The sequence below is a fragment of the Klebsiella sp. JN_Kp121 genome, assembly GCF_040062145.1.
In the GTDB taxonomy this organism is placed as follows: domain Bacteria; phylum Pseudomonadota; class Gammaproteobacteria; order Enterobacterales; family Enterobacteriaceae; genus Klebsiella; species Klebsiella aerogenes.
On record NZ_JBEAHX010000008.1, the window covers coordinates 140349 to 166466 of the forward strand.

22 protein-coding genes are annotated in these 26118 nt (G+C 54.2%); 12 read left to right on the forward strand and 10 right to left on the reverse strand.

From position 1 onward, the window contains the following. Positions 1–20: 20 nt before the first annotated feature. Entirely contained in the window at positions 21–1331 is a 1311-nt protein-coding gene (locus tag ABLU86_RS13715) for an MFS transporter (RefSeq protein WP_015368270.1), read from the reverse strand. A 230-nt stretch (positions 1332–1561) separates the two neighbouring features. Between ABLU86_RS13715 and ABLU86_RS13720 the strand changes: the two genes are divergently transcribed. After that, positions 1562–2458 (forward strand): LysR family transcriptional regulator, encoded by an 897-nt coding sequence (locus tag ABLU86_RS13720; protein WP_042893987.1) that lies wholly within the window; start codon positions 1562–1564, stop codon positions 2456–2458. Positions 2459–2495: 37 nt separating this feature from the next. Here the strand turns inward: ABLU86_RS13720 and aroD are convergent, their stop codons facing one another. The 9 genes from aroD to leuL form a co-directional block, all read right to left on the reverse strand. Continuing rightward, complete coding sequence (gene aroD / locus ABLU86_RS13725) at positions 2496–3251, reverse strand: type I 3-dehydroquinate dehydratase (RefSeq protein ID WP_015704389.1); 756 nt, start codon at positions 3249–3251, stop codon at positions 2496–2498. Between the two features lie 30 nt (positions 3252–3281). Then, a complete protein-coding gene (locus ABLU86_RS13730; protein ID WP_015368267.1) occupies positions 3282–4496 on the reverse strand; it encodes an MFS transporter in 1215 nt (404 codons plus the stop codon). Between the two features lie 10 nt (positions 4497–4506). Further along, complete coding sequence (locus ABLU86_RS13735) at positions 4507–5370, reverse strand: shikimate dehydrogenase (RefSeq protein WP_015704391.1); 864 nt, start codon at positions 5368–5370, stop codon at positions 4507–4509. A gap of 11 nt (positions 5371–5381) precedes the next feature. Further along, the gene (locus tag ABLU86_RS13740) at positions 5382–7415 is read right to left on the reverse strand and encodes an FAD-dependent oxidoreductase (RefSeq protein WP_020079615.1); all 2034 of its coding nucleotides are present in this window, start codon (positions 7413–7415) and stop codon (positions 5382–5384) included. Positions 7416–7784: 369 nt separating this feature from the next. Then, positions 7785–8390 (reverse strand): 3-isopropylmalate dehydratase small subunit, encoded by a 606-nt coding sequence (gene leuD, locus ABLU86_RS13745; protein WP_047058206.1) that lies wholly within the window; start codon positions 8388–8390, stop codon positions 7785–7787. Between the two features lie 10 nt (positions 8391–8400). Then, positions 8401–9801 (reverse strand): 3-isopropylmalate dehydratase large subunit, encoded by a 1401-nt coding sequence (leuC, locus tag ABLU86_RS13750; protein ID WP_015368263.1) that lies wholly within the window; start codon positions 9799–9801, stop codon positions 8401–8403. 2 nt (positions 9802–9803) lie between these two features. Continuing rightward, a complete protein-coding gene (gene leuB, locus ABLU86_RS13755) occupies positions 9804–10895 on the reverse strand; it encodes a 3-isopropylmalate dehydrogenase (protein ID WP_045359089.1) in 1092 nt (363 codons plus the stop codon). Further along, positions 10895–12466 (reverse strand): 2-isopropylmalate synthase, encoded by a 1572-nt coding sequence (gene leuA, locus ABLU86_RS13760; protein ID WP_015368261.1) that lies wholly within the window; start codon positions 12464–12466, stop codon positions 10895–10897. The genes leuB and leuA overlap by 1 nt, the downstream gene beginning before the upstream one ends. Positions 12467–12559: 93 nt before the next feature. After that, positions 12560–12646: a leu operon leader peptide gene (leuL, locus tag ABLU86_RS13765; RefSeq protein WP_020079614.1), complete on the reverse strand. Its 87-nt coding sequence runs from the start codon at positions 12644–12646 to the stop codon at positions 12560–12562. A 603-nt stretch (positions 12647–13249) separates the two neighbouring features. Here leuL and leuO point away from each other — a divergent pair. The 11 genes from leuO to mraY all read left to right on the forward strand — a co-directional run bounded on the left by leuO (position 13250) and on the right by mraY (position 26117). Next, positions 13250–14218 (forward strand): transcriptional regulator LeuO, encoded by a 969-nt coding sequence (gene leuO / locus ABLU86_RS13770; RefSeq protein ID WP_015704394.1) that lies wholly within the window; start codon positions 13250–13252, stop codon positions 14216–14218. Positions 14219–14607: 389 nt separating this feature from the next. After that, positions 14608–16332, forward strand: a complete 1725-nt coding sequence (ilvI, locus tag ABLU86_RS13775) for an acetolactate synthase 3 large subunit (protein WP_032706640.1) — start codon at positions 14608–14610, stop codon at positions 16330–16332. Positions 16333–16334: 2 nt separating this feature from the next. Then, the gene (gene ilvN / locus ABLU86_RS13780; protein WP_015368257.1) at positions 16335–16826 is read left to right on the forward strand and encodes an acetolactate synthase small subunit; all 492 of its coding nucleotides are present in this window, start codon (positions 16335–16337) and stop codon (positions 16824–16826) included. Between the two features lie 197 nt (positions 16827–17023). Further along, positions 17024–18028, forward strand: coding sequence for a catabolite repressor/activator (gene cra / locus ABLU86_RS13785; protein WP_015368256.1), 1005 nt, complete (start codon positions 17024–17026; stop codon positions 18026–18028). 638 nt (positions 18029–18666) lie between these two features. Continuing rightward, complete coding sequence (gene mraZ, locus ABLU86_RS13790; RefSeq protein ID WP_015368255.1) at positions 18667–19125, forward strand: division/cell wall cluster transcriptional repressor MraZ; 459 nt, start codon at positions 18667–18669, stop codon at positions 19123–19125. A 1-nt stretch (position 19126) separates the two neighbouring features. Further along, entirely contained in the window at positions 19127–20068 is a 942-nt protein-coding gene (rsmH, locus tag ABLU86_RS13795) for a 16S rRNA (cytosine(1402)-N(4))-methyltransferase RsmH (RefSeq protein ID WP_015368254.1), read from the forward strand. Then, positions 20065–20430 carry a cell division protein FtsL gene (ftsL, locus tag ABLU86_RS13800; RefSeq protein ID WP_015704398.1) on the forward strand — a complete coding sequence of 122 codons (366 nt, stop codon included), beginning with the start codon at positions 20065–20067 and terminating at the stop codon, positions 20428–20430. The genes rsmH and ftsL overlap by 4 nt, the downstream gene beginning before the upstream one ends. A 15-nt stretch (positions 20431–20445) precedes the next feature. Beyond that, positions 20446–22212, forward strand: a complete 1767-nt coding sequence (locus ABLU86_RS13805; protein WP_015368251.1) for a peptidoglycan glycosyltransferase FtsI — start codon at positions 20446–20448, stop codon at positions 22210–22212. Beyond that, positions 22199–23686, forward strand: coding sequence for a UDP-N-acetylmuramoyl-L-alanyl-D-glutamate--2,6-diaminopimelate ligase (gene murE, locus ABLU86_RS13810; protein ID WP_015368250.1), 1488 nt, complete (start codon positions 22199–22201; stop codon positions 23684–23686). The genes ABLU86_RS13805 and murE overlap by 14 nt, the downstream gene beginning before the upstream one ends. After that, positions 23683–25041: a UDP-N-acetylmuramoyl-tripeptide--D-alanyl-D-alanine ligase gene (gene murF / locus ABLU86_RS13815; RefSeq protein ID WP_260576903.1), complete on the forward strand. Its 1359-nt coding sequence runs from the start codon at positions 23683–23685 to the stop codon at positions 25039–25041. Before murE ends, murF begins: the two co-directional genes overlap by 4 nt. Continuing rightward, on the forward strand, positions 25035–26117 hold the full coding sequence (mraY, locus tag ABLU86_RS13820) for a phospho-N-acetylmuramoyl-pentapeptide-transferase (RefSeq protein ID WP_004204335.1): 1083 nt from the start codon (positions 25035–25037) through the stop codon (positions 26115–26117). The genes murF and mraY overlap by 7 nt, the downstream gene beginning before the upstream one ends. Position 26118 lies beyond the last annotated feature (1 nt).

The following is a 26118-nucleotide window of genomic DNA, read 5'->3' on the forward strand; positions in this document are numbered from 1 at the left end:
TGGCCCGGCGCGGGATAGCGTTACTTCAGTACGATTCGCTTGATGTCGCCGATAATAAAGATGTAGGCAATCACCCCGATCAGCGCGGTCACGCCAACGTAAATGAGGGCGTAAAAGAAGTTACCGGTGGCTGATATAATCACGCCAATGATGAGTGGCGCAATAATTGATGCCAGGTTGGCGCAGAAGTTAAATATACCGCCGGTCAATCCAGCCATATTATCCGGGGCAATATCAGATATTAACGTCCAGCCCAGACCGACCATTCCCTGACCAAAGAAAGCGATCGACATAATAATAATCACCGTCGAATTCGCGCTGACCCAATTGGCGGCGATAATGCAGCTGGAAAGGAGTAATCCAGAAATTATTGGAAGTTTTCGGCTTATATTTGCCGAGCCGGTACGCTTAAGTAGCCTGTCGGAAAGCCAGCCGCCGAAGATGATGCCAACCGCGGCGGCCAGGAAGGGCCAGGTGGCGAAAAAACCTACATGAAGCCACGGTAGATGGCGTTCGTTGGCCAGATAGGTTGGAAACCAGGTGAGGAAAAAGACCAGCGTGGTGTTACCGGCAAACTGCCCCAGGCTGGCGCCGATAATTTGTCGGCAGCACAGTAGCCGCCTGGCATCACGCCAGTTAAATGGAATGTTTTCACTCTTATTGGCAATCTGGTTGGCGCCAATATAATCCAGTTCTGCTTTATTTGCTGTTTTCGATTCATGTGGCTCATGATAAAAACGCCACCATACGAAAGTGAATAAAATTCCAAGCCCTCCGGTCAGAAAAAATAAGGTGCGCCAGCCGTGGTGTTCGAGGATTAAAAATAACAATGGCGAGAAGGCGGCTAACCCAATGTATTCACCAACCGTATAAGTTGCGGTAGCCCTGGCCCGTTCATGCTGGGGAAACCATTTGCTGACGATGCGGCTATTGGCCGGAAAGCAGGGGGCTTCACTGACGCCCAGGCCCAGACGCAAAAGGAGCAAAGATTTCAGCCCCAGAGAGAAGCTTTGCAGCAGCGTAAACAGAGACCAAAAGAAGATGGAGAGGGCGTAGGTCAATTTATTACCGAATCGGTCTAAAAACATGCCGCCAGGAATTTGCGCCAGCGCATAAGTCCAGGCAAAAGCGGAAAAAACAATGCCCATCATCGCCGGATCAATATGGATTTCAGTGGTTAATTTTGGAGCAACGATTCCAAGAATGGTACGATCGAGATAATTAATCATCGTACCCAGCGATAACAGCGATAAAATAAAAATACGCGTTCTGCTTCTTTTTAGCGTGCCGGGCGATGATGCCAGACTCCCTTGAGCGTCAGGTATGCACATAAAGATTTCCTTTAAAGTTTAAAATATTTTTGCATGTATTTATGCATGCAGAAATACTCTAAGGATTCATAGACTGGGTCTATGAATGGCAATGCTTTGTTACGCACAAAAGGAAATATCAAATAATATTTGATGTGAATCTGATATTGACTCGTTGTAGCGTATTATCAACCTGCCGCATGGTATATTAAACGCAGTGGTCTTATTCTTATATTATACGGACAAAAATAATGAACCTGAAGCAACTTTATTATTTTAAGCGATTGAGCGAGACGGAGCATTACACCGAGGCAGCATCCAGTCTGTTCATTACTCAACCCTCGCTAAGCCACGCCATATCTGAGCTGGAGAAGGAACTTGGCGTGGCGCTGTTTGCCAGAAAAGGACGCAACGTCAAAATTACGCAAAACGGTAAACGTTTTTTGCCCTATGTGGAGGATGCGCTCGCTTCTCTGGAGAACGGGCGTCTGACGCTGCAAAACAATGATAGTGAAAAGAAAGAGAATATTCGTATCGCCTTTATTTATACGATGGGTGAATCTGTTGTTCCGCAGTTAATTAATAAATACACTAATTCACCTTCCAGTCACAAGGTGACTTTTTCCTTTACGCAAGGCACTTCGCTTTCGTTATTACAGGCGTTAAAGGCAGGAAAAACCGATCTGGCGATTTGTTCATATATTGCCGATGAACCCGAAATCGACTTTATTCCTATTATTCAGCAGGAGTTGGTGGTGGTGACCGCGAAAGATCATCCGCTTGCCCGGCTGTATGATAATGAGGTCGATTTGGTAGAGACGGTTCACTATCCCTATATCTATTTTTCAGAGAACAGCGGTCTGCGGCCTTTTATTGATAATGTCTTTATGCAACAAAAACTGGTACCGGATATCGCCTGCTACGTCGATGAAGATACTGCGATGGCAGGGCTGGTTAGCATCGACTATGGCATTGCGATTATGCCGAGAATCTCCGCACTGGCAAATTATAACGTGCGCATTCTGAAGATTAAAAATGCGATCCCACCTCGTTATATTTACCTCGCAACAATGAAGGAAAGGGTACTTTCCTCAGCGATTCAATCGTTTAAAAACGTCATCATTAACGATAGCCAGAGAATCAACTGAGCAAGCGCCCGGAGACTGGCTCCGGGCAGCCTGTTTATCAGGACAAAATGTCCATTAGTTCGCGCAGCTTAGCGATGGCTATTTGGCCCGGCGCGGAGGCCTGGCCGACGGTGCCAAAGGTCATCGCTGAACCGAACAAGCGACCGGTTACCCGGCTAACGCCGCCGGATTTGCCCATCGACATGGTGATCAGCGGGCGCGTCGCATACTTCTCTTTCATGGTCAGCGTGGCGGAAAGCAGAGTGAGAACGTCCTGAGGCGTCTGCGGCATCACCGCGATCTTCGGCAGATCGGCACCCAGATCCTGCATTCGACGCAGTCGATAGATGATATCTTCCTGCGCCGGTGTTTTATGGAAATCATGGTTGCTCATGATCACTTTTACGCCGGCCTGATGGGCGTCGTTCACCAGCGCGCGAATTTGCGCTTCATCGTTAAACAACTCGATGTCGATAACATCGACTAATCCGCTTAGCGCCGCCTGGCGGTTAAGTTCAAAATACGCTTCGTCGCTGATTTCCGTTTCGCCGCCTTCTTTCTTACTGCGGAAGGTGAACAGCAGCGGGAGTGCTTTCAGGGTATGACGGATTTCCGCCAGTGCGGCCAGCACCTGGGGGATTTCCCGGACGTGAGTAAAATGGTCAACGCGCCATTCGATAATATCAGCGCCCGCGTCAACCAGGCCTTGAGCATTAGTCAGCAGTTCATCCAGCGTTTTTCCGATCAGCGGTACGCAAATTAAGGTTTCGCCTTCCTTGAAGGTGATGTTCTTTACGGTTACTGCAGTTGTCATGTAGGTATCCATTATTGTTGTCGTTGAACCTCAGGCGGTGACGGTGGTGCGAGACACTCTTTGCGCCGCGCGAGCCTGAAGTTGACGATAGCCGATGTACAGGGCGATCACAAAGCCGATGACGGCGATCAGGAAATCAAACCACATAATGCTGGCAATGCTAATCTGCGAAAGCTTTGCGGTGATAAGCGGGATCGTGAAGCTCGCGATGCTGCCTGCGGTGTAGAAGATCCCCGTTGCCTTGCCTTTGCCATTCGGAAAGCTCATTGCCATGATGGTTGCCCCCAGCTGCAGTACCCCGCCGGCGGCGGCAAAGCCGATGACGAAGGCAAAACCGGTAACCATCACCGGTGTCGGGAATAAGCACACTAACAGCAGTGAGACCATCGACAGACAGGTGTAGATGATCATGGCTACCGCGGAACTGAACACCTCTTTGACGAAGGCGGCGGTCACGAAGACGCAGACCAGTGAACCGACGGTATAGATACTCAGCAGCTTGATCGCCGAGGCATAAGGCATACCGACCACGAACTGGCCATATTGCGCCAGCCACTGGCTTACCAGGTAAAAGGTCGCCATGCCGATATAGCCGTACAGGGTAAAGATTACCATGTCCAGTTTGTTGGCTTGCGGTTTAGCGGAAGCCGCTGCCTGCGCCGCGGGGATCTCTTCTTTTTTGGCCGCCTGGCTATCGGGGAACGGCATCTTGAGCAGATAGATTGCGCTCAAGATAAACAGAGCCGCCGCAATCACAAACGACCAGCCAAACCACAGATTTGCCCATATCAGCAGGCTGATAATGAACGGCAGCAGGAACTGCCCTGCGGAAACGAAGGCTTTGATGAGCACGTTAGCGCGGCTGGCGGAGTGCGGGAAAGACTCCATCAGCGCCGGATAGGTTCCGGAGTCGAGGAAGCTGTTCGCCAGACCAGCCATGATGCCGAACACGTAGGCCAGATAGATATTTTTGGTCAGCAGAATGCCGACGAAGAAGATCAGATAACTCAGGATCCCTAGATAGATAAAAGGCTTACGACCAAAGCGATCCGACAAAAAGCCGGTCACGATCGTCGCCAGCTTACCGATACCTAATGAGGAGATAACGATCGATACGCCGGCAGCGTCTGTTCCCCACTGTTCCTGAAGATGGGCCATGTTGAGGGTGATTAACAGCACCCCCATGCCATGGATCAGGTAGTTGAGATACAGCCCTGCCGCAGTAGGGATGTATTTATTTTTCATCTCTGGCCTCTTAGAACAGAATGCTCTTGACGTATTCAACCGGCATCTCTTTGCCCGTCCAGATTTCGAACGCGCGCGCGCCTTGCCACAGCATCATTCCCAGGCCGTTGAGGGTCCGGCAGCCTTTTTTCTCCGCCACTTCCAGCAGATAGGTTTTACGCGGGTTATAGACGACGTCGGAGACAATCAGGTCCGGGCGCAGGAAGCTGTCGTTTGGCAGCAGCATTTGGCCTTCGAAAGGCTTCATACCGACGCCGGTGGCGTTGGTGAGGATCACGCTGCTGTCGATTTCGGCGCGCAGCTTGTCATGATCGTCGAGATCGAAAAGGTGGATCTCGCAGTCGGTGTTATCGCGGATCTTGGCCACGGTCTGCTCGGCATTGGCGAAGAACTTGTCTTTGCGGTTGAAGATCGAGATGGCCTTCACGCCGTCGAGCGCGGCCTGTACGCTGATGGCGGTAGCCGCGCCGCCTGCGCCGAGGATGGTCATCTTTTTGCCGATGATATCGATACCAGCCTCCGACAGCGCGCGCATATAGCCGGTGCCGTCGGTAATGTGGCCGGTTAACACGCCATTATCGTTGACCACGGTATTGACCGCACCGACCAGCTGCGCCGCCGGCGAGAGCTTATCGAGATACTGGCAAATTTCGGTTTTATTCGGCATTGAGACGTTGTAACCGCGCAGCTTCAGCGCGCGGAAACCCTGTACGACATCTTTTAGCTCCTGGTTATCGACTTCGAACGCCAGGTAGGCGTAATCCAGGCCAAGATGCGCAAAGGCTTCGTTGTGCATAGTCGGCGACATGCTATGACGAATCGGGGTAGCGATTAAGCCAATCAGTTCGGTATGACCGGTAAGACGTTCTGCCATGATAAATATCCTCAATATGTTAAAAATGGAATCTGTTGCGCTTCGCGATTGCCGAGTACGCCCATGTCTTCGAGTATCTCCAGCACGTTGCGGCCTTCGCGCACGCCGTCGATAATTCGCCGGGCCGACAGGCTGTCACCGATATTCATGATTTTTACGTTGTTGGCGGCGGCCCACTGGGCGATGTCGTCGAGACCAGCACGGTTGGCGCGCATTCCCAGGCAGACAAAGCCGTAGTCGAAGGGAATATCGAACGTGCCGCTGGCGGTACTCACGGTGAAATGGTCTGGCGCTACGGCGGTTAATCGGGTCCGCATGTGTTGTTCCACCTGGTGTTCTTCCAGCATGGTCAACATCGCGTTTTTGGTAATAATGTCGAGGTCCTGTCCCGGCGCGTCTTGCATTTCAATTAGCACCGTCTCGGCGCCGCGCGCGGAGAAGTATTCAATGACGTCCAGGCCGACGGCGCCGCCGCCAACCACCACGATGCGTTTACCTGCGGCATCGGCAAAGGTGTCCAGATGGTTAATCATTCCGGTTATCGAGAACAGGCGACCACCTTCGGCGTCAATGTTCTCGCGCAGGCCGTCGATAGGCGGCAGCAGAGGAACCGAGCCGGTGGCATTGACGATGAGCTGTGGATGCAGCGCGGCGACTGAAGCGACATCGGCGCGTTTACCGACCTGCAGCATCAGATTGCTTAGCCCGGAAAGGCGGTTTTTCATAAACTGCGGGAAATCAGCGATCCGTTTTTTCTCCGGCAGCAGCGCAATGGTGCTGGCCAGGCCGCCGACGTGGCTTTTCTCTTCCAGCAGCCAGGTGTTGCAGCCGACTTCCGCGGCGGTACAGGCGGCTTCCATTCCGGCCGTGCCGGCGCCGATCACCACGACGTTGGTTTCTCGTGAGACACGCTGCTGCTTGTAAGCGTCGCCGTGGATAATGTCCGGATTGATCGAGCAGCGCAGCGGGCGAGAGCGGGCGATACGGTGATCCGCACAGCCGATATTGCAGGAGATGCATTTGCGCATCAGACGCTCATTGCCGCTTTGTACTTTCTGCACCCATTCTGGCTCGGCAATCAACCCACGACCAATGGCGATCAGATCGGCATCGCCGGTAGCGAGGATATCTTCGGCGATTTTTGGCGAACGAATGTTGCCGGCGATGACCGTCGGCTTATGGAATTTGTCGCGTACCGCGCGAGAGAGGTAGCGCTTCCAGCCGTCTTCCAGCGACATCTGGTCGATTTGCAGGTTCAGGTTATCGTTCTGCGCGGCAGAGACGTTAATGATGTCGACTTTGTCCTGGCACAGTTCGAGGATGCGCAGCGAATCTTCCAGCGTGTTGCCGCCCTTTAAGAAATCGTCGGCGCTGATGCGCAGGCTGATTGGGAAACGCGGCCCGACGCAGGCGCGAACCTTATCGATAATCAGGCTTAATATGCGGGTGCGGTTTTCGATACTGCCGCCAAATTCGTCGGTACGTTTATTAAATAACGGTGACAAAAACTGGCTAATTAAATAGGAATGGCCGCCATGAATTTCTACACAGTCAAATCCGGCGCGGCGCACGCGCTCCGCGGCGTCGCCGAATTTGTCCACCGCGTGATAAATTTCCTCATGGGTCATTGGCCGCGGAATATTACCGTGCTTTTTCGACGGCGTGCTGGAAGCGGATAACGGCGTCTGTCCATTCAGGCGATAAGCATAAGCCGAAGCGCCCGCGTGGTTCAGCTGAATCGCTACGCAAGCGCCGTGTTTATGAAGGGTTTCGGTTAATTTAAACAGGCGTGGGATATATTGATCGTTATCGATGCGTAACTGCGTTGTACCATTGGAGGCGAAGGGAAAATCGATGCAGATATTTTCCACGGTAATGAGCCCGGTGCCGCCTTTCGCCCGCAGCTCGTAGTATTCAAGCTGTTCCTGCGAGACCTCGCCGTTGAGGGTAGCCATATTGGTGCCCATCGGCGGCATAATAATACGGTTTTTTATGGTCATCCCGTTGATGGTCAGCGGGCTGAATAGGTGAGGATAGTGGCTCATTTAGGCTCTCCACAAGAACGCCCGGCGGCCCACGAGGTGATGTAGGCGGCGTGGCGTATCTAAAGTTAATATTTCTCTGTCTGGAAAGATAACGAGCCGGGGAGGGGAAAAATAATGCTTTTTTTTGCGCTGAGCTATAGGGGTTTTCTATGGAGTTAACCGTTAATTCACATATTGCTCGGTTTGTTTTAAATACTTCCGTTGATTATTTACTTGTCATTGTGGATATATACAAAAATAGCCTGCTAATGCCGGTATAAATGCACGATGAGGGATGGGAAGGATAAAATTATCTATTAATTATAGGTATTAATATGCGCCTGAGAGGGGCAAAAAGAGAAAGCCCGGCTTGTTCACCGGGCTTGAAGATTAGTTCATAAAGGCGGGCTGTTGGCGTTCGTAGGCGGAAATCGCCTCTTCATGCTGCAGCGTCAGGCCGATGCTATCCAGGCCGTTGAGCATACAGTGGCGGCGGAAGTCGTCGATTTTAAAGCTGTAGGTTTTATCCCCGGCTTTAACCACCTGCGCTTCAAGGTCTACTTCAAAGCTGATGCCCGGGTTCGCCTGTACCAGCTTGAACAGCTCGTCCACCTGCTCATCGCTGAGCGTCACCGGCAGCAGTTGGTTATTAAAGCTGTTGCCGTAAAAGATATCGGCAAAGCTTGGCGCAATCACCACTTTGAAACCGTAATCGGTCAACGCCCACGGCGCGTGCTCGCGCGAGGAGCCGCAGCCGAAGTTTTCACGCGCCAGCAGGATAGACGCCCCTTTATATTGCGGGAAGTTCAGCACGAACTCCGGGTTCGGTTGCTGCCCCTGGTCGTCGAGGAAACGCCAGTCGTTAAACAGGTGCGCGCCAAAGCCGGTACGCGTCACTTTCTGCAGGAACTGCTTAGGAATGATCGCATCGGTATCGATGTTTGCGGCATCCAGCGGAACCACCAGGCCAGTATGTTGGGTAAATTTCTCTGCCATGATGGTCTCCTTATTTCAAGTTACGGATATCGGCGAAATGGCCGGTAACCGCTGCTGCCGCGGCCATCGCCGGGCTGACTAAATGGGTGCGGCCGCCGCGGCCTTGACGGCCTTCAAAGTTACGGTTGCTGGTAGAGGCGCAACGTTCGCCGGGATTCAGGCGGTCGTTGTTCATCGCCAGGCACATGGAGCAGCCTGGTAAGCGCCACTCAAAACCGGCGTCGATGAAAATCTTATCCAAACCTTCGGCTTCCGCCTGCGCTTTCACCGGGCCGGAGCCGGGAACGACCAGCGCCTGTACGCCCGGCGCCACTTTACGTCCTTTGGCGATTTCCGCCGCCGCGCGTAAATCTTCGATTCGCGAGTTAGTACAGGAACCGATAAAGACTTTGTCGATCGCGACCTCGGTCAACGGTACGCCAGATTTCAGACCCATATAGGCCAGCGCTTTTTCGGCGCTGGCGCGCTCGACCGGATCGCTGAACGACGCCGGATCCGGGATAATATCGGTAACCGAGATGACCTGGCCTGGATTGGTGCCCCAGGTGACCTGCGGCGCAATCTCTTCCGCCTGCAGCGTCACCACGGTATCGAAGGTGGCGTCATCATCGGTTTTCAGCGTTTTCCAGTATTCCACCGCGTCGGCGAAATCCTGGCCCTTCGGCGCGTGCAGGCGGCCCTGCACGTAATTGAATGTCGTCTCGTCAGGCGCGACCAGACCCGCTTTGGCGCCCATTTCGATTGCCATATTGCACAGAGTCATACGGCCTTCCATGCTCAGATCGCGAATGGCTTCGCCGCAGAATTCGACGACATGGCCGGTACCGCCGGCGCTACCGGTTTTACCAATGATTGCCAGCACAATGTCTTTCGCGGTAATGCCCGGCGCCGCTTTGCCACGGACTTCGATTTTCATGGTCTTCGCGCGCCCCTGTTTCAGGGTCTGAGTCGCCAGCACATGTTCAACTTCAGAGGTGCCGATACCGAATGCCAGCGCGCCGAATGCGCCATGGGTCGCGGTATGGGAATCGCCGCACACGATGGTCATCCCCGGCAGGGTGACGCCCTGTTCCGGGCCCATCACGTGTACGATGCCCTGGAACGGGTGATTTAAGTCATACAGCTCAACGCCAAATTCTTTGCAGTTCTTAATCAGTTCCTGCATCTGGATGCGGGCCATTTCGCCGGAGGCGTTGATATCTTTGGTCTGCGTCGAGACGTTGTGATCCATGGTGGCGAATGTTTTACCCGGCTGACGCACCTGGCGGCCATGGGCGCGCAGCCCGTCAAACGCCTGCGGAGAGGTGACTTCGTGCACCAGATGGCGGTCGATATACAGCAGCGGGGTTTCGTTCTGCGCTTCGTACACCACGTGCGCATCAAACAATTTTTCGTATAACGTCTTCGCCATGATTACACCCCTTCCGCGACATAGCGGGCAATGATATCGCCCATTTCATCTGTACTGACCGCTGCCGTACCGCGCGCTAAGTCGCCGGTACGAATGCCTTCTTCTAACGCGCGGTTGATAGCGCGTTCAATGGCGCTCGCCGCGTCGCCCGCATCCAGGCTGTAGCGCAGCAGCAGCGCCAGCGACAGGATTTGCGCAATCGGGTTGGCGATATTTTTGCCCGCGATGTCTGGCGCCGAGCCGCCCGCTGGTTCATACAGTCCAAAACCTTGCTCGTTGAGGCTGGCGGACGGCAACATGCCCATAGAGCCGGTGATCATCGCGCACTCGTCGGACAGGATGTCGCCAAACAGGTTGGAGCACAGCAGTACGTCGAACTGCGACGGATCTTTGATAAGCTGCATGGTGGCATTATCGATATACATATGCGCCAGCTCGACATCCGGATACTCTTTGCCAATCTCGTTGACGATTTCGCGCCACAAGATAGAAGACTGCAGGACGTTGGCTTTATCGATTGACGTCACTTTATGACGACGCTTGCGCGCCGATTCAAAGGCAATACGCGCGATACGCTCGATTTCAAAGCGGTGGTATACCTCAGTATCGAAAGCTTTTTCATGCTGGCCGCTGCCTTCACGACCTTTCGGCTGACCGAAGTAGATGCCGCCGGTCAGTTCGCGCACGCACAGAATGTCGAAGCCATTGGCGGCGATATCGGCGCGCAGCGGGCAGAATGCTTCCAGCCCCTGATACAGTTTAGCCGGGCGCAGGTTGCTGAATAATTTGAAGTGCTTACGCAGCGGCAGCAGCGCGCCGCGCTCCGGCTGATCGGCCGGCGGCAGATGTTCCCACTTCGGGCCGCCGACGGATCCGAACAGAATCGCGTCAGCCTGCTCGCAGCCATCAACGGTGGCTTGCGGCAGCGGCATGCCCTGACGGTCGATGGCGATGCCGCCCACGTCGTACTGGCTGGTGGTGATACGCATTGAAAAACGGTTACGAACGGCTTCCAGTACTTTCATCGCCTGGTTCATCACTTCCGGGCCAATTCCATCACCCGGCAAAACGGCAATATGATAATTCTTCGACATTACACGGTTTCCTTGTTGTTCTCTTTATTCTGAGCCTGGCGTTGCAATTCTTTTTCGACTTCGGCGGCGCGCCAGATGTTGTTAAGCACATGTACCATCGCTTTTGCTGAAGATTCGACGATATCGGTCGCGAGGCCGACGCCGTGGAAGCGGCGACCGTTGTATTCCACGACAATATCCACCTGACCCAGCGCATCTTTGCCGTGGCCTTTGGCGCTTAAGCCATACTTCACTAAGTCGATGTTGTAGTCTGTCACACGGTTGATTGCCTGGTAGATAGCGTCAACCGGGCCGTTGCCGTTGGCGGCTTCGGTTTTGATGTCATCACCGCAGGCCAGCTTGATAGAGGCGGTAGCGATATCGCTGGAGCCAGACTGGACGCTGAAGTAGTCCAGACGGAAATGCTCTGGCTCTTCCTGCTGTTTATTGATAAATGCCAGCGCTTCCAGGTCGTAGTCGAAGACCTGGCCTTTTTTATCCGCCAGCTTCAGGAACGCGTCATACAGATGATCCAGGTTGTAGTCGCTCTCTTTGTAGCCCATCTCTTCCATACGGTGTTTCACCGCCGCGCGACCGGAGCGTGAAGTCAGGTTCAGCTGTACCTGGTTCAGGCCGATGGATTCCGGGGTCATGATTTCGTAGTTTTCGCGGTTCTTCAGCACGCCATCCTGATGAATACCGGAAGAGTGGGCGAAGGCGCCGGTACCGACGATAGCTTTGTTAGCCGGGATCGGCATATTGCAGATTTGGCTGACGGTCTGGCTGGTACGCCAGATTTCATGGTGATTGATGTTGGTGTGCACGTTCATGATGTCTTTGCGCACCTTGATCGCCATGATGACTTCTTCCAGCGCGCAGTTACCGGCGCGTTCGCCGATACCGTTCATCGCGCCTTCTACCTGACGAGCGCCAGCGTGGACGGCGGCGAGGGCGTTGCCGACGGCGATACCTAAATCATCATGGGTGTGGACTGAAATAATTGCTTTATCAATGTTTGGTACGCGTTCATACAGGCCGCTGATGATGTTGGCGTATTCGAATGGCATGGTGTAGCCGACGGTATCCGGGATATTAATGGTCGTGGCGCCGGCGCGGATAGCCGCTTCAACGACGCGAGCCAGATCGTCGATCGGCGTACGGCCTGCGTCTTCACAGGAGAATTCCACGTCGTCGGTATAGTTACGCGCACGTTTCACCATATAAATAGCGCGTTCGATGACTTCATCCAGCGTGCTGCGCAGCTTGGTGGCGATATGCATCGGAGACGTGGCGATGAAGGTGTGGATGCGGAACGCTTCCGCCACTTTTAAGGATTCCGCCGCCACGTCGATATCCTTCTCAACGCAGCGCGCCAGCGCGCAAACGCGGCTATTTTTGATGGTGCGAGCGATGGTCTGTACCGATTCAAAATCGCCCGGGGAAGAAACCGGGAAACCGACTTCCATTACATCGACGCCCATACGCTCGAGGGCCATGGCGATCTGCAGCTTCTCTTTCACGCTCAGGCTGGCCTGTAACGCTTGTTCCCCATCACGTAAGGTCGTATCGAAAATAATGACTTGCTGGCTCATGGTTGAGATCCTTAATCTGTTGCCTGGCGCCTTGCTTCGAGCATAAAAAAACCCGCGCAATGGCGCGGGTTTAGTGTCTTGCTGGAAGATGACTTAACGCTGAACGTCGCCCAACAGCCTACCGCGCACAATGGATGCGTTTAGTAGTAGTAGGCTGGTGAAGCGAGTGGTGCGAATCATGCGTCATACTCCAGTTGAAATCGATATGCTTTTAGAGTTACTGGATAGCGGTTTTGATGTCAACCCCAGGCAAGATAAAAACTGTTTTTTACCTGTCAGGTGAATTAGCTAATTGTGCTGGATTATCCCTCATTTCGCCGACGATCCTATTTGAGACATTCATCGACTGCTGGAAAAATAAAACAATTAGAAAAAATAATTTTCATTCAAGGACTCAATGTCAATGGGGGATGCCTGGTTGATAAGGTAATGAAACATAAAGTGTTATATGCCTTTTACCTTTATGCGCTGCCGCATTGAGTCGTTCGAAAGGATAACGAAGTGTTAATTTTAATCAGGTAAAAAATAGATAGTTAATTAATACTTAAATTGCAATTAACTATTGGTGGTGTTGTTTATTCCTGTGATCTATGGGTACACTTTATATCATCAAGTAAATGATATGTTTTAGGCGGGTTCCGGTGATATCCAGTGAGGTTTTTCGTCGCTACTCATAACCTTGATATATTCCTAAAATTCCATTTTGCCCTTTTGCAGATTTAATATGCATGATAAATGATATTGTCTTAATTAATTACTGCACTTTGGTAAAAGGAATTTAGCGTGACGGTGGAGTTAGATATGTTAATTGAAAATACTGAATATAAATCAGCCCCGGGACAGGAAGTCGTCAAACCACAACTGCGGATGGTGGATCTCAACCTGCTGACCGTCTTTGATGCGGTGATGCAGGAACAAAATATTACCCGTGCGGCCCACACTCTCGGCATGTCCCAACCGGCGGTGAGTAACGCGGTATCTCGTCTCAAGGTGATGTTTAATGATGAACTGTTTGTTCGCTATGGGCGTGGCATTCAGCCAACGGCGCGGGCCTATCAGCTGTTCGGCTCAGTACGCCAGGCATTGCAACTGGTGCAAAATGAGTTGCCGGGTTCCGGTTTTGAACCGCTGAGCAGTGAGCGCGTATTTAACCTCTGCGTTTGTAGCCCATTGGATAATTACTTAACCTCGCTAATATTTAATAAAGTTGGTGAAATCGCGCCAAATATTCATCTGGTCTTTAAATCAGCGCTACATCAAAACACCGAACATCAGCTGCGTTATCAGGAAATTGAATTCGTTATCGGTTATGAAGAGTTCCGTCGCCCGGAGTTTGCCTGCATACCTTTATTCAAAGATGAAATGGTTCTGGTGGCCAACCGTAAACATCCGCGTATTTCCGGGCCGCTAACGGAAGCGGATATTTATCAGGAAGAGCACGCGGTCGTCGCATTGGATCGTTATGCGTCATTTAGCCAGCCGTGGTATGACTCCGTGGATAAACAATCCTGTATTGCTTATCAGGGTAATGCCATGGTTAGCGTATTAAACGTGGTGTCGCAAACCCACATGGTGGCAATAGCGCCACGTTGGTTGGCCAATGAATTCGCTGATAAATTAGATTTGCAGATCTTACCGTTGCCGCTGAAGGTCAACAGCCGTACCTGCTTCCTCTCCTGGCACGAAGCGGCCGGTCGTGATAAAGGCCATCAATGGATGGAAGAGTTATTGGCGAATATCTGTCAGCGCTAATCGACGTTATCGACCAACGGCGGCGAAAGCGCCAGCTTATCTGAGTAAACTTTAAAAAAGCAGAATATTATTCTGTTTATCACCGCGGGTTCTCGCAACCCGACGGTGAAAAATGGATGATTTTCTGCCGTAAGCCGTTTCTCCCGAGTATTGGCTATCTCATTTTGTTATTCCTGAAGCAATCCTCCATATATTTCTCCAGATGCTTTCTTTTCTGCTTTTAAGAGGCGCGCTATACGCTCTCAGGCGAATTGCCTGCCTGTTGGCGAGCAGTTATGTTAATGCACAGCAAGTCGTTCACCTCAATGCGCTGTCTTGACGGCGCATCATACGACGCGCGCGGAAAATGACTTCCGCCGTCGTGAAAACAATAAGCCTGGAGGCAAACCATGGAGATGTTGTCAGGAGCCGAGATGGTCGTCCAATCGCTTGTCGATCAGGGCGTCAAGCAAGTATTCGGCTATCCCGGAGGCGCGGTCCTCGATATCTATGATGCATTACATACCCTCGGCGGCATTGACCATGTGCTGGTCCGCCATGAGCAGGCGGCGGTGCATATGGCCGACGGACTGGCGCGCGCAACCGGCGAAGTCGGGGTGGTGCTGGTGACCTCCGGCCCGGGAGCGACTAACGCTATTACCGGTATCGCCACGGCTTACATGGATTCTATTCCGCTGGTCATTCTTTCCGGGCAGGTCGCCACCTCGCTGATTGGCTACGATGCCTTCCAGGAGTGCGATATGGTCGGTATCTCGCGCCCGGTGGTTAAACACAGCTTCCTCGTGAAACAGACTGAAGATATTCCCGGTATTTTAAAGAAAGCCTTCTGGCTGGCGGCCAGCGGCCGACCGGGGCCGGTAGTGGTCGATTTGCCGAAGGATATTCTCAATCCGGCGAAAAAGCTGCCTTATGTTTGGCCGGATGCGGTCAGCATGCGTTCCTATAACCCGACAACCAGCGGTCATAAAGGGCAGATCAAACGTGCGTTGCAAACGCTGGTGGCGGCGAAAAAACCGGTCGTATACGTTGGCGGTGGGGCAATCAATTCGCAGTGTGAAGCACAGCTGCGTACGCTGGTCGAAAAGCTGAAGCTACCGGTGGTCTCTTCATTAATGGGTTTAGGCGCTTTTCCGGCGACTCATCAGCAGGCGCTGGGGATGTTGGGGATGCACGGTACCTATGAAGCCAACATGACCATGCATCATTCCGACGTTATTTTTGCAGTCGGCGTCCGCTTTGACGATCGTACCACCAACAATTTGGCTAAGTACTGCCCGAACGCCACGGTGCTGCATATTGATATCGATCCCACGTCGATCTCCAAGACCGTCCCGGCGGATGTGCCGATCGTCGGCGACGCGCGCCAGGTGCTTGACCAGATGTTTGATCTGCTTGAGCAGGAAGAGAGCCAGCAGCCGCTGGATGAGATCCGCGACTGGTGGCAGCAGATCGAACAGTGGCGTTCCCGTCACTGTCTGCAATACGACACGCAAAGCGGCAAGATCAAACCACAGGCGGTAATCGAGGCTATCTGGCGCCTGACCAACGGTGATGCTTACGTGACTTCCGACGTTGGACAGCATCAGATGTTCGCCGCGCTCTATTATCCATTCGATAAACCACGGCGTTGGATTAACTCCGGCGGCCTCGGCACGATGGGCTTTGGCCTGCCAGCGGCACTGGGCGTGAAGATGGCGCTACCGCAAGAAACCGTTATCTGCGTGACCGGCGATGGCAGCATCCAGATGAACATTCAGGAGCTTTCCACCGCCCTGCAGTATGAACTGCCGGTGCTGGTGCTGAACCTGAATAACCGCTACCTCGGAATGGTAAAGCAGTGGCAGGATATGCTCTATTCTGGCCGCCATTCGCAGTCCTATATGGAATCGCTGCCGGACTTCGTTCGCGTCGCCGAGGCTTATGGCCACGTTGGTATTCGTATCAGCGAGCCGCAAGAGCTTGAAGCGAAGCTGGCGGAAGCCCTGGAGCAGGTGCGTAATAATCGTCTGGTGTTCGTTGATGTTACGGTTGATGGTAGCGAGCATGTTTATCCCATGCAGATCCGCGGCGGCGGCATGGACGAAATGTGGTTGAGCAAAACGGAGAGAACCTGATTATGCGCCGGATATTATCTGTATTACTGGAGAACGAATCGGGAGCGTTATCCCGGGTGATCGGCCTCTTTTCGCAGCGCGGCTACAATATTGAAAGCCTGACGGTAGCGCCAACCGACGATCCGACGTTGTCCCGCATGACCATCCAGACGGTGGGCGACGAAAAAGCCATTGAGCAGATTGAAAAGCAATTACATAAGCTGGTGGACGTGCTGCGGGTCAGCGAACTGGGTCAGGGCTCCCACGTCGAACGTGAAATCATGCTGGTGAAAGTGCAGGCCAGCGGTTATGGCCGCGAAGAGGTGAAACGCAACACCGAGATCTTCCGCGGGCAGATCATTGACGTCACGCCATCTATTTATACCGTGCAGTTGGCCGGAACCAGCGATAAGCTGGATGCGTTCCTGGCTTCTTTACGCGATGTCGCGCGCATTGTTGAAGTGGCGCGATCCGGAGTAGTCGGCCTGTCGCGCGGCGATAAAATCATGCGCTAACCCCTGACAAACTGACGTAAAAACAGCCCGACACGAACTGTCGGGTTATTTTTTTGCGAATTCCGTAGGAACTGTGGACGAAAGCGGTTGCCGCGCTATCTATTCTGCGTTTAGATGTTATAAAAATGGAACTCTATACTCTAATGAGTATGTCTATTTAATGGTTGTTTTTTGTACTTCTTACCCAAGGGGCAATTGTGAAACTGGATGAAATCGCCCGGCTGGCCGGTGTTTCAAGAACCACCGCGAGCTATGTGATTAATGGCAAAGCGAAGCAGTATCGCGTCAGCGATAAAACGGTCGAGAAGGTGATGGCGGTGGTGCGCGAGCACAACTACCACCCGAATGCGGTCGCTGCTGGCCTGCGCGCAGGACGCACGCGTTCAATCGGTCTGGTGATCCCGGATCTCGAAAATACCAGTTATACCCGTATTGCGAACTATCTGGAGCGCCAGGCGCGTCAGCGCGGCTACCAGTTGCTGATCGCCTGCTCGGAAGATCAGCCGGATAACGAAATGCGCTGTATTGAGCATCTGCTGCAGCGTCAGGTGGATGCAATTATCGTTTCGACTTCGCTGCCGCCGGAGCACCCGTTCTATCAGCGCTGGGCGAACGATCCTTTCCCGATTGTCGCGCTCGACCGCGCGCTCGATCGTGAACACTTTACCAGCGTCGTCGGCGCCGATCAGGACGACGCTGAGATGCTTGCCGCCGAGCTGCGCAAATTCCCCGGTGACCGAGTGCTCTATCTGGGAGCGCTGCCGGAGCTGTCGGTGAGCTTCCTGCGCGAGCAGGGGTTCCGTTCAGCCTGGAAAGACGACCCGCGCGAGGTGAACTTCCTCTATGCCAACAGCTATGAACGCGAAGCCGCGGCCCAGCTGTTTGAAAAGTGGCTGGAAACGCATCCGATGCCGCAACTGCTGTTCACCACCTCTTTCCCGCTGCTGCAGGGGGTGATGGATGTCACGCTGCGCCGTGAGGGCAAACTGCCATCTGAGCTGGCCATCGCCACCTTCGGTGATAACGAACTGCTCGACTTCCTGCAGTGCCCGGTGCTGGCGGTCGCGCAGCGTCATCGCGACGTTGCCGAGCGCGTTTTAGAGATTGTACTGGCAAGCCTGGATGAACCACGTAAGCCGAAACCGGGCTTAAGTCGTATACGTCGTAACCTCTATCATCGCGGAAGTTTGAATCGTCGCTGATTCATTTGCGAAAAAAGGTTAAGATTCTTCGTAGGTTATTCGCCAGATGGATCAGCATCTGGCGATATTCCATACAATTTACGTAGAGATTCGTAAATCTATTCGCTTTCAGACAAATCCCTAAACTTCTTTACGCCTTATTTTGTTTTATTCTGGAGCAGGCTTTTTTTGTATCCAAATGGTGCAAGAAAAAGCGCAGCGGCATTAATTTGAATTGTTTTGTTACATTCTTCGTAATAATTGCTGAATTAACAATCGCTTTATCCCACCTTCCCCGCCGCTGAGAGCGTCAGGCCGCGGCACAAGTGCTTCTCCGTCCACAACCGGCACTGTTAACGGACATCAGAATGACCTAAAATGCCGCTCGCGTCGCAAACTGACACTTTATATTTTCCCGTTGAAGATATTTTGTCGTTTTTAACTGTTACGGGTTTGTTGGTTATTTTCTTACACGTATTCATAACGTTAATTTGCCTCGTTTGTTGGTGATTTATTCATCAGGGCTAATATCGGCTGTAAATAATGGGTTTTTGCGCTCTGTTGGCATTAGTGCTGGCTTGACAAGCTTTTCCTCCGCTCCGTAAACTCCTTTAGGTGGGAATTTGTGGGGTAAAGTGGCGAAAAGGGGTGAGGCTGGCATGTTCCGTGGAGCAACGTTAGTCAATCTCGACAGTAAAGGCCGTTTGGCCGTACCGACGCGCTACCGCGACGGGCTGATCGAGGATGCTTCTGGTCAAATGGTATGCACCATTGACATTCATCACCCGTGCCTGCTGCTTTATCCTTTGCCTGAATGGGAAATCATCGAGCAAAAATTGTCGCGTTTGTCGAGCATGAATCCCGTTGAGCGGCGCGTACAGCGCCTGCTTTTGGGGCATGCCAGCGAATGTCAGATGGATAGCGCCGGACGATTGCTAATCGCGCCGGTGCTGCGGCAACATGCCGGGCTGACAAAAGAAGTGATGCTGGTCGGACAGTTTAATAAATTTGAACTGTGGGATGAAACGACCTGGTATCAACGGGTCAAGGAAGATATCGACGCTGAGCAGTCCGCTACCGGTGAACTGTCGGAGCGCCTGCAGGATTTGTCTTTATAAAATGATGGAAAATTTTAAACATACTACGGTACTTCTGGATGAAGCCGTTAACGGCCTGAATATTCGTCCAAATGGTATCTACATTGATGGAACCTTTGGCCGCGGTGGTCACTCGCGTCTGATCCTCTCCCAACTGGGGGCGGAAGGGCGCCTGCTGGCAATCGATCGCGACCCGACGGCTATTGCCGTTGCGCAAACCATCGATGACCCACGCTTTTCCATCGTACATGGTCCTTTCTCGCAGCTGGCTGACTACGTCGCCGAGCGCAATCTTACCGGCAAGATCGACGGTATTCTTCTCGATCTTGGCGTTTCTTCACCGCAGTTGGACGACGCGGAACGCGGGTTCTCCTTTATGCGCGATGGTCCGCTGGACATGCGCATGGATCCGACTCGCGGTCAGTCCGCCGCCGAATGGTTACAGACCGCCGAAGAAGCCGACATCGCCTGGGTAATCAAAACCTTTGGCGAGGAGCGTTTCGGTAAACGTATCGCGCGCGCGATCGTTGAGCGTAACCGCATTGAGCCGATGACCCGTACCAAAGAGCTGGCGGAAGTTATCGCGGCGGCAACGCCGGTGAAAGATAAGCACAAACATCCCGCGACCCGTACCTTCCAGGCGGTGCGCATTTGGGTGAACAGTGAACTGGAGGAGATAGAGCAGGCGCTAAAAAGCTCGCTCGGCGTGCTGGCCCCCGGCGGTCGGCTGTCGATTATCAGTTTCCATTCGCTGGAAGACCGCATTGTGAAGCGCTTTATGCGTGAGCAAAGCCGCGGTCCGCAGGTTCCAGCAGGGATCCCGATGACTGAAGAGCAGCTCAGGAAACTGGGCGGCCGTCAGTTGCGAGCACTAGGCAAGTTGATGCCGGGCGAAGAAGAGGTGGCAGAGAATCCACGCGCCCGTAGTTCAGTGCTGCGTATCGCAGAGAGGACGAACGCATGATCGGCAGAGTGACAGTAGCCTTAAGCAAAGTTAAAGGATCGTTAGGAAGCAACGAGCGCCATGCCTTGCCTGGCGTTATCGGGGACGATCTTCTGCGGTTTGGGAAGCTGCCACTCTGCCTGTTCATTTGCATCATCATAACGGCAGTGACCGTGGTGACGACGGCGCACCATACCCGTCTGTTAACCGCGCAGCGTGAACAATTGGTTCTGGAGCGTGACGCTCTGGATATTGAATGGCGCAACCTGATCCTCGAAGAGAATGCCCTTGGTGATCACAGTCGGGTTGAGCGGATCGCGACAGAGAAGTTGCAGATGCAACACGTTGATCCATCACAAGAAAATATAGTGGTACAGAAATAAGGATTATTGCGACGCATGAAAGCAGCGCCGAAAACGCCAAAAGCAAAACGTCAGGAAGAACAGGCCAACTTTATTAGTTGGCGTTTTGCGTTGCTGTGCGGATGTATTTTAATCGCTCTCGCCTTCCTGCTTGGCCGCGTCGCGTGGCTGCAGGTGGTGAGCCCGGACATGCTGGTGCGTCAGGGAGATATGCGTTCCCTGCGTGTGCAGGAAGTGTCAACCGCGCGCGGCATGATTACCGACCGCTCCGGCCGCCCGCTGGCGGTCAGTGTGCCGGTAAAAGCCATCTGGGCCGACCCGAAAGAGTTGCATGATGCCGGAGGCGTGACGCTCGATAACCGCTGGAAAGCGTTAGCCGATGCGCTGAACATGCCGCTGGACCAGCTGGCATCGCGCATCAACAGCAACCCGCGGATGCGTTTTATCTATCTGGCGCGTCAGGTGAACCCTGACATGGCTGACTACATCAAAAAACTGAAGCTGCCGGGGATTCATCTGCGTGAGGAGTCTCGCCGTTACTATCCGTCAGGCGAAGTAACCGCTCACCTCATTGGCTTCACCAACGTCGATAGCCAGGGGATTGAAGGGGTTGAGAAAAGCTTTGATAAGTGGCTGACCGGCCAGCCGGGCGAGCGTATCGTGCGTAAAGACCGCTATGGTCGCGTGATCGAAGACATTTCTTCCACCGACAGCCAGGCGGCGCATAACCTCGCGCTGAGCATCGACGAGCGCCTGCAGGCGCTGGTTTATCGCGAACTGAATAATGCGGTGGCGTTCAACAAAGCGGAATCAGGCACCGCCGTTTTGGTCGACGTCAACACCGGTGAAGTGCTGGCGATGGCGAATAGCCCGTCGTACAACCCGAATAATTTCGCGGGTACGTCCAAAGATACCATGCGTAACCGCGCCATCACCGACGTATTCGAACCGGGTTCAACGGTCAAACCGATGGTGGTGATGACGGCGCTGCAGCGCGGCATCGTCAATGAAAATACCGTGCTGAACACCATTCCATATCGAATTAACGGCCACGAAATCAAAGACGTGGCGCGCTATAGCGAATTAACCCTGACCGGGGTGCTACAGAAGTCGAGTAACGTCGGCGTTTCTAAGCTGGCGTTAGCGATGCCGTCCTCAGCGTTAGTAGATACTTACTCACGTTTTGGGCTTGGAAAGGCGACCAATTTGGGGTTGGTCGGAGAACGCAGTGGCTTATATCCTCAAAAACAACGGTGGTCTGACATAGAGAGGGCCACCTTTTCTTTCGGCTACGGGCTAATGGTAACTCCGTTACAGTTAGCGCGAGTCTACGCAACGATTGGCAGCTACGGCATCTATCGCCCGCTGTCGATTACCAAAGTTGATCCACCGGTTCCGGGTGAGCGCGTGTTCCCGGAATCACTGGTTCGTACCGTCGTTCATATGATGGAAAGCGTGGCGCTGCCCGGCGGCGGCGGCGTGAAAGCGGCGATCAAAGGCTATCGCATCGCGATTAAAACCGGTACGGCGAAAAAAGTGGGGCCGGATGGCCGCTACATCAACAAATATATTGCTTACACCGCAGGCGTTGCGCCCGCCAGCCACCCGCGTTTCGCGCTGGTGGTGGTGATCAACGACCCGCAGGCAGGTAAATACTACGGTGGCGCCGTTTCCGCGCCGGTATTCGGTGCCATCATGGGCGGCGTATTGCGCACCATGAACGTCGAACCGGATGCGCTGGCAACGGGCGAAAAAAGTGAATTTGTGATTAATCAAGGCGAGGGAACAGGTGGCAGATCGTAATTTGCGCGACCTTCTCGCTCCGTGGGTGCCAAATGCGCCGGAGCGAATTCTGCGAGAGATGACGCTGGACAGCCGCGTGGCGGCGTCCGGCGACCTCTTTGTCGCGGTACAGGGTCATCAGGCGGACGGGCGTCGTTATATCCCGCAGGCGATAGCGCAAGGTGTTGCTGCCATTATTGCTGAGGCGCAGGGCGAGGCCGCAGACGGCGAAGTTCGCGAGATGCACGGCGTGCCGGTCATCTACCTGAGCCAACTGAACGAGCGGTTATCCGCGCTGGCCGGGCGTTTTTACCAACAACCTTCGCAGCAGATGCGTCTGGTGGGCGTCACCGGTACTAACGGTAAAACCACGACTACGCAGCTGTTGGCGCAGTGGGCAAAGCTGCTCGGCGAAACCAGCGCGGTGATGGGTACCGTCGGTAATGGCCTGCTGGATAAAGTGGTGCCGACCGAAAACACCACCGGCTCTGCGGTCGATGTTCAGCACGTGCTTTCCGGCCTGGTAGGGCAGGGGGCGACTTTCGGCGCGATGGAAGTCTCTTCTCACGGGCTGGTTCAGCATCGCGTGGCGGCGCTGCAGTTTGCCGCCTCGGTGTTTACCAATCTGAGCCGTGACCACCTCGACTACCATGGCGACATGGAACATTACGAAGCGGCGAAATGGCTGCTCTATTCCACCCACCATTGCGGCCAGGCCATTGTTAACGCTGACGATGAAGTCGGGCGTCGCTGGCTGGCGAAACTGCCGGATGCGGTGGCGGTGTCGATGGAAGATCATATCAATCCGAACTGCCACGGCCGCTGGCTGAAGGCGACCGCGGTCAACTATCACGACAGCGGTGCGACCATTCAGTTTGACTCGAGCTGGGGCAAGGGCGAAATCGAAAGCCGCCTGATGGGCGCCTTTAACGTCAGCAACCTGCTGCTGGCGCTGGCGACGCTGCTGGCGCTGGGCTATCCGTTGGCGGATCTGCTGAAAACCTCTTCGCGTTTACAGCCGGTGTGTGGCCGTATGGAAGTGTTCAGCGCGCCGGGCAAACCGACCGTGGTGGTTGATTACGCCCATACGCCTGACGCGCTGGAAAAAGCGCTGCAGGCCGCGCGTCTGCACTGCAGCGGCAAGCTGTGGTGCGTCTTCGGCTGCGGCGGCGACCGCGACAAAGGTAAACGCCCGCTGATGGGCGCTATCGCGGAAGAGTTTGCCGATATCGTGGTCGTGACTGACGATAACCCACGTACCGAAGAACCGCGGGCGATTATCAATGACATTCTGGCTGGCATGCTTGATGCTGGGCAGGTGAAGGTGATGGAAGGCCGCGCGGAAGCGGTGACCGGCGCGGTGATGCAGGCGAAAGCGAACGACGTTGTGCTGGTAGCGGGCAAAGGCCACGAAGACTATCAGATCGTCGGTAACCGCCGTCTGGATTATTCCGACCGCGTTACCGTTGCGCGTCTGCTGGGAGCGGTAGCATGATTCGCTTTACATTAAGCCAGCTCGCCGAGATCGCCCGCGGCGAACTGCAGGGTCGCGATATCGCTATCGATGACGTGACGTCCGATACCCGCAAAGTCACGGCAGGTTGCCTGTTTGTGGCGCTGAAGGGCGAGCGATTCGACGCGCATGATTTTGCCGAACAAGCGAAAGCGGCGGGCGCAGGCGCGCTGCTGGTTAGCCGCCCGCTGGCCTGCGATTTACCGCAGGTGGTGGTGAAAGATACCCGTCTGGCTTTCGGCGAGTTAGCGGCCTGGGTGCGTCAGCAGGTGCCGACCCGCGTCGTTGCGCTCACCGGTTCGTCCGGTAAGACCTCGGTGAAAGAGATGACCGCGGCGATCCTCAGTCAGTGCGGCAACACGCTGTATACCGCCGGTAATCTGAACAACGATATCGGGGTTCCGATGACGTTGCTGCGTCTGAATAAAGATCACCAGTATGCGGTGATTGAACTCGGCGCCAACCATCAGGGCGAAATCGCCTGGACCGTCAGCCTGACGCGTCCGGAAGCAGCGCTGGTCAACAACCTCGCCGCCGCGCACCTCGAAGGGTTCGGCTCGCTGGCGGGCGTGGCGAAAGCGAAGGGCGAAATCTTTACCGGCCTGCCGCAAAACGGCACCGCGATTTTGAATGCCGACAATAACGACTGGCTGAACTGGCAGAGCGTGATCGGCGATCGCAAAGTGTGGCGCTTCTCGCCGAACGCGGCAAACAGCGACTTCACGGCGACCAACGTTCATATCACTAGTCATGGTACCGAATTTACGCTGCAAACTCCGTTCGGGAATGTCGACGTACTGCTGCCGCTGCCGGGGCGCCATAACATCGCTAACGCGCTGGCGGCGACATCGCTGGCCATGGCGGTCGGCGCCGATCTTGCCGCGGTGAAAGTTGGACTGGCGCAGCTGAAAGCGGTACCGGGACGTTTGTTCCCTATTCAGCTTGCCGCAAATCAGCTGCTGCTGGATGACTCCTACAACGCCAACGTCGGTTCGATGACCGCCGCGGTACAGGTACTGGCGGAAATGCCGGGCTTCCGGGCGATGGTAGTCGGCGATATGGCTGAACTCGGCGCGGAAAGCGCGGCCTGTCATCGCGAAGTGGGCGAAGCGGCGAAAGCGGCGGGGCTGGATTGCGTCCTCAGCGTCGGTTCCCTGAGCGCGGATATCAGCAGCGCCAGCGGCGTGGGCGAACATTTTAACGATAAAGCCGCCGTGGTAGCTCGCCTGCGCGAGCTGCTGGCAGAGCATAAAATCATGACCATTTTAGTGAAGGGTTCACGTAGTGCCGCTATGGAAGAGGTAGTACGCGCATTACAGGAGATTGCGACATGTTAGTATGGCTGGCCGAACATCTGGTCAAATATTATTCCGGCTTTAACGTCTTTTCCTATCTGACGTTTCGCGCCATCGTCAGCCTGCTGACCGCGCTGTTCATCTCTCTGTGGATGGGCCCGCGCATGATCGCCCGTCTGCAAAAACTGTCCTTTGGTCAGGTCGTTCGTAACGACGGCCCGGAGTCCCACTTCAGCAAACGCGGTACCCCAACCATGGGCGGGATCATGATCCTTACCGCGATTACCGTTTCCGTCCTGCTGTGGGCCTATCCATCCAACCCGTACGTCTGGTGCGTGCTGACGGTATTAATCGGCTACGGCATCATCGGGTTTGTCGATGATTACCGTAAAGTCGTGCGCAAAGACACCAAGGGCCTGATTGCCCGCTGGAAGTATTTCTGGATGTCGGTGATTGCGCTGGGCGTAGCGTTCGCGCTGTATCTGGCGGGGAAAGACACCCCGGCGACCGAGCTGGTAGTGCCATTTTTTAAAGACGTGATGCCGCAGCTGGGACTGTTTTACATCCTGCTGGCTTACTTCGTCATCGTCGGTACCGGCAATGCGGTCAACCTGACCGACGGCCTCGACGGCCTGGCGATTATGCCGACCGTCTTCGTCGCCGCCGGCTTCGCGCTGGTGGCGTGGGCCACCGGGAACATGAACTTCGCCAACTACCTGCATATTCCTTATCTGCGTCACGCCGGCGAGCTGGTTATCGTCTGTACGGCGATTGTCGGCGCGGGCCTGGGTTTCCTGTGGTTCAACACCTACCCGGCGCAGGTCTTTATGGGCGATGTCGGTTCGCTGGCGCTCGGCGGCGCGCTGGGCATTATCGCCGTACTGCTGCGCCAGGAATTCCTGCTGGTGATTATGGGCGGCGTTTTCGTCGTGGAAACCCTGTCGGTTATCCTGCAGGTCGGTTCGTTCAAGCTGCGCGGCCAGCGCATCTTCCGTATGGCGCCGATTCACCACCACTATGAACTGAAAGGCTGGCCGGAACCGCGCGTTATCGTGCGCTTCTGGATTATTTCGCTGATGCTGGTGCTGATTGGCCTGGCGACGCTGAAGGTACGTTAAT